Origin of the sequence: Treponema sp. UBA7567, assembly GCF_002476655.1 — a bacterium.
Taxonomy (GTDB): domain Bacteria; phylum Spirochaetota; class Spirochaetia; order Treponematales; family Treponemataceae; genus Treponema_D.
In genome coordinates, this window is record NZ_DLLH01000041.1 from 3,081 (window position 1) to 15,313 (window position 12,233).

The window sequence follows — 12,233 nt, forward strand, 5'->3', positions numbered from 1 at the left end:
AACGTAGGTTGATAGCAGGCAACTAATAATATTGGTGGCGGTCAAAACCTTGCTTATGTGGCATCGGCTATCAACGTTGATTTTAGCTTTGATGTAGTCAGAAGTTAAAATATAAACCGGCCTGCTTAATCAAAATTTAAAAAATTATCGCTCTGCTTGCTAAAAAAAAGCCTTAATATTTGGAAAAAAAGGCAATACTGCATTATACTTATAAAATAATATTATTATATGATTTTTTTGTTGCCCGCTTTTCTGAATTTAAAAAATCATAGCATTTTACTTCTAAGCTGATTTAGATAAGTTTTATTGGAAAAAGTTTTATGAAAAATGTTCAAAAAAATCTGCAATTGCAGGTGAAATTTCCGCTTGGCGTAAAGCTTGCGATAATCATCGGAACAATTGTTCTGGTTTCGCTTGGCTGCGTTACTTTTCTTAACAGTCATTTTATCGGGCAGGATGTCCAGATTACTGCCGAAAACAACAATCTTACAATCAATTCGCGTTCGGCAGGAACTGTTGAGGACAAGCTTTCCACAATCCGCTCGAATGTTTTTCAGCTTTTGGACTTGCTGAATGTTGTCGGCGGCGGGCGTTCTGCTTCTTTGGCGCGTCAGGCGGAGGCTTTTTTCTTTGAAAGAAACCAGGATATTGCCGCGGTAAATATTTTAAGCGGCGATGATTCTAAATCTTCCGTAAAATCTAATGCTCGTTCTGCAAAAGAATCTTCTATAATAAACAGCCGCTTTTTTATCTCGAATGAGATTGATGTGTCTGCCCTTGAAAATTTCATAAAAGCCAGTTCTTTGCAGATAAACCGTTCCTGTCTTGGCGAAACTATTGCATTGAACGCTTCGCCTTTTTTCAACATTCCTGTCATGTCTCTGCTTTTTCCATGGAAGGAAAACGGACTTGACCAGACTTGTGTAATCACTTTCTCGATTGAGAATATGTCGGACATTCTGGGAACTGATTCTGTGAACACAACTTTTATCCTGAACGATTCTGCGGAAATTCTGTGCCACCCGGACACTGAAAAAGTTTTGATTGGCGAAAGCTACAAGAATTTTCCGCTGGTTGCGGCAATGAGGCAGAACAACGAAAGCAATTCGGACAGCCGGCAGATTCCGTTTTCTGTGGTTGATGAAAACAATAAGAAGACTGACTATTTCGGGGCTTACCAGAAACTTTCGTTTGGCGATATTGTAGTTTTTACGACCGTTCCTGTTGATTCAGTTCTGGAGGGCGTCCGCGCGACAAGGACTAACAATATNNATTTCTTTCCATAATAATAATCCTTGTCTTTACGCGGCTTGGAATTTCGCGCCATTTGCAGAAGCTTACAGAAGCGGCGGAAGAAATCAAGAACGGAAACTTTGACACGCCGATTTTTAACGAGCTTAGCACAAAACGAAAGGATGAAATCGGGGTTTTGAACCAGAGCACAAAAGACGAGCGTGAATTTCTTGACGTTTTTGCTAAGTTCACAAACAAGGGTGTTGCAAAAAGCATTGCGCGGAAAGAGCTGGATTTTGATCCTCACTTAAAAGATATAACGATTTTCTTTAGCGACATCCGCGGTTTTACGGCAATCGGCGACGGATTCAAGAACCGCTTTGAAAACGACTCTCCGCGCGAAATCATCGGTTTTTTGAACGACTACATGAGCCGCATGGTAAACTGCATTACGCTCAGCCACGGCAATGTGGACAAATTTGAAGGCGACGCGATTATGGCGGTGTGGGGAATCCTGCGCGAGGACAGCCTTGATTTTGAAAAGCTCCCGGATTCCGCGCCGGAAAAAGCCGGGCTTTCCGCAAAGCATGAGGCACACAAAAAAGAGGACGCGCTCAACGCAATCCGCGGAACAATCGCTATGCGCTACGCGCTCATGAAATACAACAAGGATGCGGCGGCATTTACAAAAGAGCACGAAAATGAGGCGAAGGCAAAATACAAGCCGCATATCCGGATTGGCTGCGGTCTTAATTCCGGGCGGGCGACCTGCGGAATCATGGGCTCGGAAGACAAGATGGAATACACGGCGATTGGCGACGCGGTGAATTTCGCTTCAAGAACGGAAAGCTCGAACAAGCCTTGCGGAACTGACATTCTTATCACCGAGGACACTTACAATCTTTTAAAAGATGATTTTATAAAAAACAAGAGCAATAATTTTTCAATCAGGGAAGAAAATCTTGAGAATGAAATTGTTGTTGAGATGATTCCTGTTGAATTTGAGGTAAAAGGAAAAGGCGCGCAACATTTTTATGGCGTTGTGAATATGCCTGGCTTTGATATTCAAAAATTTTTTCAGCAGGGAGATGCGGAATTTGTTCCAGACGAGGACTGCTTGAAGGCGGTCGGCCCTGCCGGACCTAAAACTATGGCTCAAGTGCGCGAGCTTTTGGGAATTCCTGTTCCTGATTTTGAAAAGGTGAATCTGAATGAAGAAGAAAACAAAATCCAGATTAAGAAATAGCCTTTTTGTTCCGTTTTGCGCCGCGATTTTTGTCTGTGTTCTTGGGGCGGCGGCAAATTCATTTTTATTCTATAAGAATTTTTTCCGCGCGCTTACAAAGTTGAATGAAGAGCCGATTGCTACAATAACATTTAAATACAAGACAGCCCAGCGAAAATTCTTGGACAGAGTTGTTTGGGACAGGCTTAGGCAGAATTCCCCGGTATACAACGGCGACACAATCCACACTTCAAATTTTTCGGAAGCTACAATCTGGTTTTCGGACGGAAACATAATGGATTTGTCTGAAAACACAATGGCGCAGGTTTTCCTTTCGGAGAACAAGGCTTTGAGGGCGGAACTTTCCGGCGGTTCTGCTGTTCTGGATTCTTCTGATGCACAAGAAGGAATGACGCTTTCTTCAAACGGAATTTCTGTGCGGCTTGAAAAAGGCTCTTCTTTGAGCGCAAAAAGTTCAGCGGATAAATCTTCCGCGCAAAAAAATCTTTCGCTGCAGGTTATGAGCGGAAAAGCGAGCGTTCAAAAGAATGAAAAAGGCGAAGAAAAATTGTTTGCGGTTGGTGAAGGCGATTCCCTTGTTCTTGCGGAAACCGGGGATTTTAAAGAAACAGCTGTGAAAATGCTTGAGCCATCTCAAAACGCAAAAATCCTTTATCATTCTGACGGCTCAAAAAAAGTTGACTTTAAATGGAAAACTGAAAATTCTGATTCTGATAAAATCTCCACGCTGCTTTTAGTTTCTTCCGACAGGAATTTTAAGGACATAGTCTACAGATTTTTTTCTGAAAACCAGAGCGGCGCGTCTTTTGACCTAAAGCCCGGAGCTTATTACTGGAAACTTTCCGCGCTCCAAAATGATGAGGAAAAAGATTCTCAGAACGGAAAAATCCAGCTGATTCAGTCTCCTTTGCCTGAGCTTCTGGTTCCTGTTTCTGAATATGAGTTCAATTACAGGACAAAACTTCCTGCCATACGCCTGATTTGGACAGAATCGCCTTATGCCACTTCTTACCGGCTTGAAATCGCCTCCGACCCGGATATGAAGAATCTTGTGCTTGACCAGAGGCAAAACTTGACTTCGGCAATAATTTCCACTTTAAAGGAAGGTACTTATTGGTGGCGAGTAACTCCTTACTATACAGTAAATAAAATCGGCCTTTCATCTCCGTCTGAAATAAAAAGTTTTTCAGTAAGAAAAAAGGGAAATCTTCCAGTTCCAGAAGTACTTGTTCCGCTTGACAACGGAATTGTGAACACGGAAGTTTCAGCAAAAGGAATTTCGTTTTCGTGGAAATACGAGGATGACGCAGACAAATACACAATCAAAATTGCGGACAATCCAAATCTTTCCTCGCCAAAAATAAAGAGGCAGACTTCTGAAAATTATATTACTTTTGACCCAAAAGAATTAAATCTAGCTGATGGGAAATGGTTCTGGGCTGTAAATTACGTTGATGACGAGGGAAATGTTTCAAAAAGTTCAGAAGTTCGTGCTTTTTATGCAATGAAAGGAAGTCCCGAGCAGCACACGATTGAGCCTGTTGACGGCTACCGCTCTGCACAGTCTTTTGTTCCTGACACAAAATTCACTTGGAAGCGAAATCTTCCTGAAAATTTTGAAACAACTTTTGAGCTTTCCTCTGACAAGGATTTTTCAAATATAATCTATTCTGAGCAGACAAAAAATTCTAGTTTGCGTGGATTGAATTTGAAGCCTGGAACTTATTTTTGGCGCATAAATTCAAAAAGCACAACTGACGAAATGAATTTGATTTCATCAGCAAAGACATTTGTTGTTTTAGACAGCCTTGAAGCTCCTGAACTGAAAAACCCGGGAAGCAAGGCTGTCGCGCGCGAAACTGTTCCTTATAAATTTGAATGGGAAGAAATTGAGGATGCTGATTTTTATAAATTTGCAATTTACCGTCTGGATTCAAAAAATCCTGTCTATGAGGAAAATGTCTACGGCACGCAGATTGGCGTTGATATGTTCAATCCAAAGGAATTTGCAGACAAAATGAATTACCGCTGGCAGGTTCAGGCGCAGGCAAACGCAGTTCCGGGATTTTCAAGCCGAAGAACCGGCAAGCTTGCGGAAAAATCTTTTTATCTTGTAAAGCTTCGCCCGGTTGAAGTTGCAGTTCCTAGTCAAAACGCGAAAATCAACGGCGCGGACGCGATTTTAAATCCTGTTACTGCAAAGTGGAATTCTGTTGATAAAGTCAAAAAAGCCCAGTTTATGCTTACAAAAATTGACGAAAATCCGCCAAAAACGATAATAAAAATTCCTTCTGATGAGGAATTCAACGGAAAAAAGAATTCTGTTGCTCCGAGTGAAGTTCTTTTGGACACGGCAGACGGACTTAGGGCTGGAAATTATGAAATCATCGTTTATGCCGAAACTTTGGACGGGATTGACATTTCCAACACCGATAAGAAAAACCGGCGGACATTTACAATTTTGCCAGTAGAACCGCTTGAAAAAGCCCAGAATCTTGTGGCAAAGCCGGCAGTTTTTAACCGCGAATATCTTTCTGTAAAAGGAAATCCAAAGAATATAACGCTTTCCTGGGAAAAAGTTCCAATGGCGACCGATTATTTTCTGACAATAAAAGACAGGAAAGACCGCGTTCTGCTTGAAAAAAATATAAAAACCGGAACTTCGTACAAGATTGACTTTACGGCAATTTCATCGGAAGAAAAGCTTCTTTTTTCAAAAGGAAAATTTACGTGGTCGGTTTTTGGTGTCAGAAGAGTTGACGCTGACAAAGACGGCAGGCTGGACAAAATTCTTCAGGAAGGAATAGTTTCTGAGTCTGTTTTTGAGACTGACATTCCAACTCCTAAAAAGTCAAAGGCAAAAGGAGCGGCAAATCCTTATGGAAAATAAACTTTTTTCTATGAATAAAGCGATTTTTCTCTTTTTGCTGCTTCTTTTTTCGGTTTTTGTTTTTGCCGAGAAGCAGAAAATTGCAAAAGATGAAACATTTTCGGCAAACCTTGAAGAATCCATTTTAGAAGAAGAAACCGAGCTTTCCGCGCAGGAGATGTGGCAGTATCTTGAATGGGAAGAGGAAAATCCTGAATACGTTTTGCATTACGAGGTCGTGATTGAGTCTTTTTCTGAAAAGACAAGCGCTTTTGAGGAAATAAACCGGATTATGACGGAGGACAATTCAAGCAAGGTTCAGATAAATCCGCTTCTTGCTCCGGGCGTCTACCGCTACAAAGTCATTTCCTATAATCTTGTGGATGTTCCGGAAGTTGAGTCGAGCTGGTTTGAGTTCAAAATCTACAAGGCGTACCAGCCGGAAATTTTGGACATAAAATCCGCCGCGAACAGGTCAGCAACTTTGTTTCTTGAAGAAATAAACGACGGCGTTTTCAATATTTCCGGAAAAAATCTTTTCGCGCTTCCGCAGAATGAGTCTGACATTTCTTTTACAGAATACGCGCTTTTAAATTCAAAGAAAAAGAAAAACGGGGCGATAATTCCTGAAATTCTTGAAAACGAAAAGAACCGCCGATTGAAAGTTCAATTTGACATGAAAAAACTTGACGTTGGAAAATACAATTTTGTGGCAACCGACGCGAGCGGCTTAAAAAGCGGTGTTGACCGAAAAAGCGAGATTGAGATTAAATTCAAGAAGCGCGTGGATTTTGATTTGAGCGCAGGCTATGTTTTTCCTGTTGTTCTTTACGATGGCACTTTTGAAAAGTATCTCGACACAAATCTGCTTCCGCTTAGCGCGACTGCAAGGGCTTCCTTTGTGCCTTTTAAGCACCGCTTTGGCTATTTTGGCTTCGGAATCTTTGGAAGTTATTCAAGAATTTTTGCGGACTACAGCAACTATCAGATTGACGGAAATTTGATAAATGCGGACGCGCTTTTTCTGTACCAGCTTCCTGTCCGGGTAAAATCTAAAAAATCAGAGAAGCGCCGCCACATTCTTACGCTGGAAGTTCACGGCGGAGCGGGAATTTCGTTTTTTAATGATTTGAAATTCCATTTTGAGCACGATATTGTTTCAGAGCCGTTGAACAGCATAAATCTAAATGCGGTTTTCGGCGGCGCGGTTCAGTTTTACATAACAAACCGGCTTTATTCGGAGTTTTCTTTTGACTGTGTTCTCGCCTTTTTGAGCGACATGGATTTTGGAATGATTTTACCGTCAGTTAGCATTGGCTGGCAGTTTTAGGCAGGAGAATGATATGAAAAAATTCAGTTTCATAAAAATTTTTAGATTCGCGCTAGTTTTTCTGCCTTTGATTTTTGGTTCATGCTCGTTTTTTTCAGATTCATGGAACGAGCCTGTAAAAGATTATTTTCAAAAATACACGGAAACTTCCGCTGTTACAGACTACGAGGTTGTTTCAGGCGTTTACGAAAAAGGTTCTGGAAAAATTTTTGTCTCTTCTAGTCAAGATTTTGAAGTGCGGCTTTTTTTAAGAAATCCTCAAAAATACGTTTTTCCTGCTGACTGTCTGAAACTTTCTTTCCCGAATTTTGACAAGGATTCAGCGGAAAATAAATTTGGAGAGCAAATTGATACAGGCGTTGTTTCAATTTTGCAGGACGAATCGGACGCTTCTGTGATGATTTTAAAATATCCGGCTGAATTTCTTGCGCTTTCAGAAACTGGATTTGATATTTCGCCTGAAATCCGGCTTTTTCATCCTGTCTCAAAAGCGGATTTCGGCTCTTACACAAGCTTGCGCGCAATCTGCAATTCTGCGCCGCCGCTGGTTTTTGGCGCAGTTGTCTATAAGGATTCTTCAAGCGGAAAGTATGTTGTGTTTTTCAATATGCCGTCAAAAGGCTTGCTTTCTAAAATCCACAGCGACATAAAGTCGCTTTCTGTGAACGGCGAAAAAACTTCTGTTGTCTTAAATGCGGACGGAACTTTTGAATTTGAGAATGAGTCTTTTAAGGTTGGAAACAATTCTTCGTCATATTCTCCTGCTTCTTCAGTTTTGTTTGTGGAATATGGGCAGGCGGCTTATTTTGTTACAGACGATGTTCTTACGGACGAGGACACAACGTATGCAATAGGGCTTTTTGATGAGGCTGGATTTTCTTCTAAAGTTTCCACAAGCGTGAGTTCAATCCGTCTTGATGGCGTTATGGTAAAAGATTCTTCGGAAAATGAGCTGCAAACCGGCGATGCTGTAAGCCAGGACGAAAACAGCTCCTATGCGACAATAACGCTTTCGCCTGCTCAAAATGCGAGCGACGGCTCGGACACTTCGGACTCGATTGTGGTTTACGAGCTTTATCAAGGTTTAGATGATACTGGAAAAGTTCTTTACAGCGGAAAAAATTCTGGCGGCGAAATCTCGTTGAAGATTCCTGCCGGAAAAGTTTTTCTTCGCGTTTATTCCCACAAAGATTTGTATGCGGACTCAATCCCGAAAGAATTTGGAATTCAGGTTTTAAAGTCTGTGCTTTATGTTTCTCCAAACGGAAGCGACACGGAAAACACTGGAAGCTCTGATTCTCCGTTCGCCACAATTGCAAAAACTTTCTCGGACGACGGATTTTCTGACATAACGGTTTTGGGAACAGTCCAGCTTGCTGGAAGCGTTGACGAAGACGTGGAGCTTTCTGTGGCAAATGCGAATGTTGTAATCAGCGGAAACGGAAATTCTGTCTCATCGCTTAAAATGGCGGCAAGCGGCGGAAAACTAAAGACGGACAAACTGAATGTTGCAGGAAATGTCGTGGTGGAAAACGGCGAGTTTTCTGTTTTGGGCGGAACAATTTCCGGAGATATAACGGTTTCTGGAGGAACGCTTTTGCTTAAAGACTGCGCTGTTGGCGGAAAAATAAACTACAACGGCGGAAAACTTATTTTGGAAGGCGGCACTGTTGTTTCTGATTCAATTGTGTTTGGCGATGACTCGCTTGTGGTTTATGTAAAAAATCTTACGGCGCAAAAAGTCGCGGCAATTTCTGGAGTTGACTCAAGAAGCAAGGGCTCTGAGATTCTAGTTTCTACAGACGGCGATGAAAAATCAATGAGCGAAACCTGCAAACTTTTTGATTTGGATTCTGAAAAATGGGTTTTGACTGCGGATTCTTCCGGCAAAAAAGGCGTTTTGAATTCTTCTGGCGGAAATATTATTGTTCAGGAATACACGCTTAGTTTTGCGGCGGCGGATTCTGTTAAGCCTGGAGAAAAAATCGGCGTTTCTGTAATTGTGACGGATTCGGATGGACAGACGGTTCAAACTTCGGATTTGGATTTTACAAACTGGAGCTTGAAATTTTTCAACCACGGAACATTCACTGGCGTTTCAAGTTCGGAAAACAGCATAGAAACCGGCGAAAACTGGCCTTTGGATTCTTATCAGCTTTTTGTTAGCGTTGAATTTAATGGCTCGGCTTACAGTTCTGTGCTTGATGTTGAACTTACAAAATAAATTGCGTGGAGAAAATTATGAAAAATGCGTTTTTTAATAGAGTGAAATTTGTTTTTTTGAGTTTGATGTGCATTTTTTGTTCAATATTCTTTTTTGCCTGTGAAAATTTTACTTCTTCTGATAATTATGAGCCGAAAAATGATGAAAAACTTTATGAACTGAAAGGAGCTTTTTTTGTAAATGGCTCGTCCCCAAAGATTTTTGAAAACACGAATCAGGCTAGAAGCGTTTCGGCAGAAATTCCCGGCGCAATTTTTTATGCTGTAATCGCAAAAAACGCAGGAAATTCTGAAAAATCGTACACAGCGGAAGTTGACGGCTCTGCTTTTTCCATAAAACTTTCAAAAGGCACGTGGAATATCATGGCGGAAGGTTTTTCTGATTCGGAAAAAACTGTTTCAGTATTAAAAGGAAGCGTGAGCGTTTCTGTTGAGGACGAAAATTCTGTGAAAAGCGGAATTTCTATTAAAATGCTGCCTCAGACTGATGGAAAAGGAAATATTTCTCTTTTGGTTGAAGCTGAAGATGGCTCTGGAATAAAAAGCGTTTTGGCAGAGCTTGTAAAAAATGATGAAGGCGGTTCTGTTTATTCAGAAAGACTGAATTTTTCTGGCAATGCCGCAAAAATTGAAAAATCTGAGATTTCTTCCGGCGTTTATCTTTTGTCGCTTAAATTTTATTCAGAAGATAGCGGTTCTGGCGAGCTTTTGTACACTGCGCAGGAAGTTGTGAATGTCTTCAATAATCTTACGACTGACACTTGGAATGGAAATTCTGTTTATATCAACGGCGGAAAATTTTTCCTTTCAAAATCTGCGGTTGAAAGTTTCAAGATGAGCACATTTTTTGTGCAAGGCGAAAGTGAAGCGACTTATTCGCCGGTTGCGTCGGCAGACGACAGCAACGCAGGAACTTATTTTGCGCCTTTGGCGACAGTGCAGGCTGCGGTGGATAAAATTAGCGCAATAAACGACGGAGCAACTGCATATACGATTTACGTTGACGGAACGGTAACGGCGGACAGCAATAGAAACTATTCGGAAAACAACAGCAGTTTTGTGAATATTTCTCTAGCTTCAACGCTAAATCTTACGATAAAAAGCCTTTCGTCTGAAAAATCCGTGGTTGATGCCGGACAAAATGCAGGCTCTGCTGGCTGGCGTGCTTTTTACATCGGAGCAAATGCAAAAGTCGCTTTTGAAAATATTACGGTTACAGGCGGCTCTCTTGATTCATCAGGCGGCGGAATTTATTGCGACGGAAATCTTAGCTTGAGAAACTGCACAGTCAACGGCAATATAAATTACAATGACGGAAACTTGACTCTTGAAGGGGCGATTTCAATTGAAAATTCAATAAAAATTTCCGCAGGATTAGCAATCGGAATAAAAAATCTTGCTTCTGAAAAATCTATAAAACTCTCTGGAAAAACGGAAATAGAGGAATGGAATGTTGGAACAGAAGTTATTTATTCTGCTGACGGAACACTTCTTTCTAGCTTAATTTGTTCAAAATTCTCCGTGCAAAATAAAACTGCCGATAAAAAAGTTTTGTGCATTGTGCCTTCTTCCACAGATGCAACAAAAGGCGTTCTTGACCTTGCCGGCGTTTCTGTAAATCCAACTTTTGAGCAGCCTGAATACACGCTTGCGCTTTCGCCTGTATTATTTAGCTCAGCAAAAGCGGACAACAGAATTTCGCTTGCCGTGACAGATTCCGACGGCAATTCCGTTACGCCGGACTCCGTTGAATTTGCGCTTTATCAGAACAAGAATAAGGTTGCAGTTCTGCAAGGCGGACTGCTTCCGTCCTGGATTCCGGAAGGAAAATACACCGTGATTGCGACCGCAGAAGTTGGCGGATATTTCTACGATGCGGAAACGAATATAATAGTTTCAGAAAGTATTGCAATTTCAAATTTTTCTTCTGCGCCATCCGCAGGTGATTTCCCAAAACTTACGGCGGTCTCTTCTTCCGACATGACAAAGCTTGCTGAATGGGTAAAAGCCGGAAGCGACATGGAAGGAATTACGATTACGCTTGCGGATGATTTGGATATGAGCGGCTGCGCGGATTTTTACTGCATGGGCGTGACAAAAGCTGACAGCACTGGAGATATACAAGGAAACGCATTTAAGGGTGTTTTTGACGGAGACGGACATTCAATAACCCTTGCAATCACACCGACAGATCCGCAGCCGATGGGACTTTTCTGGCAGAATGACGGAACAATAATGAATTTGACGATAATGCAGTATTCTTCCACCGGTCAGGTCGGCTCTAAGCAGTCTTTGAATCTGAGCAGAGGAGGTGTCATCTGCTCAGTGAACAACGGAACCATAAAAAACTGCGTTGTCAAGGCAAGTGTAACTTCCTGGTCTGTGGCGGAAATTGCCGGCATAGCACGTGAAAATTCCTCTTCAGGAAAAATTGTAAACTGTCTTGTTGCAGGCGACATTACCATGAAATGTGATGCTTCGAATTGGGCAGATGACTATGGAAAATCTTCTGGAATCGCCGCAGTGAACAGCGGCTCAATAGAAAACTGTGTCTATACAGGAAAAATCACAACTAAAAAAGTTACTGACAGCTCAACGTATTTGAGCAATATCTCCGGCGCGATTTCCGCATATACAGAAGGCTCAATCGCAAACTGCTACTGGCTCAAGGACTGCATAGACCGTGGCGGAACTGCCGTAAATCAGGTTGCGTATATAAACAAGGAAAGCGGCGGTTATGGAAAAATCTGCATCGCCTATCCTGAAAAAATCACCGGCTGCGGCTACTTTGACACAAATAGTCCGACTTCTTCTGTTGCCGCCGGAACTACATCGGAATGCAAGAGTGCGCAGACACTCGCATACAGCGGCACTCTGATTGATATGCTGAACGCTTATGTTTCCGCAAGCTCTGATTCCGGACTCAAGAAATGGAAGGCAGATTCTTCTGGAAATTTAACTATTGGTTTTTAGAACCGGATTTTTAAAATTTGCAATTTTGAGAGGAAAAAATGAAAATAAAGAAGATAAATAAAAATATTGTGAAAAATTGGACGATTTTTTTGATTTTGGCAGTTCTTTTAGTTTTGAACAGTTGCAGCAATTTTCTTTCTTTTGAAGAAAATAAAACTGATAAAACTGCTATGCAAAATAACAAATGCATAATAACCGTTTCTTCTGATTTTTCTGAAAGCGAAGGGCTTTTTTCAAGAGCGGCTTTTCCTAATTTTGTGCTGGCAACAGAAACTTTGTATTTTGCAGAAATTTCGTATACATCAGCTTCTTCAAAAAAATGGCTGGGGGAAGATTCCGTTTGTGAAACAGCCGTTGTC

The 12,233-nt window shown here is 41.5% G+C and carries 6 protein-coding genes; 5 read left to right on the plus strand and 1 reads right to left on the minus strand.

The window, feature by feature from the left end:
- Positions 1 to 1,327 precede the first annotated feature (1,327 nt).
- From B3Y13_RS05070 to B3Y13_RS05090, 5 genes are read left to right on the plus strand one after another with little or no spacing between them, the layout of a single operon-like run.
- The gene (locus B3Y13_RS05070) at positions 1,328 to 2,479 is read left to right on the plus strand and encodes an adenylate/guanylate cyclase domain-containing protein (RefSeq protein WP_296693114.1); all 1,152 of its coding nucleotides are present in this window, start codon (positions 1,328 to 1,330) and stop codon (positions 2,477 to 2,479) included.
- Positions 2,445 to 5,369, plus strand: coding sequence for a hypothetical protein (locus tag B3Y13_RS05075; RefSeq protein ID WP_296693117.1), 2,925 nt, complete (start codon positions 2,445 to 2,447; stop codon positions 5,367 to 5,369). The genes B3Y13_RS05070 and B3Y13_RS05075 overlap by 35 nt, the downstream gene beginning before the upstream one ends.
- Positions 5,359 to 6,678: a hypothetical protein gene (locus B3Y13_RS05080; protein WP_296693121.1), complete on the plus strand. Its 1,320-nt coding sequence runs from the start codon at positions 5,359 to 5,361 to the stop codon at positions 6,676 to 6,678. The genes B3Y13_RS05075 and B3Y13_RS05080 overlap by 11 nt, the downstream gene beginning before the upstream one ends.
- A 13-nt stretch (positions 6,679 to 6,691) precedes the next feature.
- A complete protein-coding gene (locus B3Y13_RS05085; protein WP_296693123.1) occupies positions 6,692 to 8,902 on the plus strand; it encodes a polymer-forming cytoskeletal protein in 2,211 nt (736 codons plus the stop codon).
- Positions 8,903 to 8,919: 17 nt separating this feature from the next.
- Entirely contained in the window at positions 8,920 to 11,874 is a 2,955-nt protein-coding gene (locus B3Y13_RS05090; protein ID WP_296693126.1) for a hypothetical protein, read from the plus strand.
- A gap of 10 nt (positions 11,875 to 11,884) precedes the next feature.
- Here the strand turns inward: B3Y13_RS05090 and B3Y13_RS05095 are convergent.
- On the minus strand, positions 11,885 to 12,233 hold a 349-nt coding region (locus tag B3Y13_RS05095; protein WP_296693131.1), incomplete at its 5' end, for a hypothetical protein.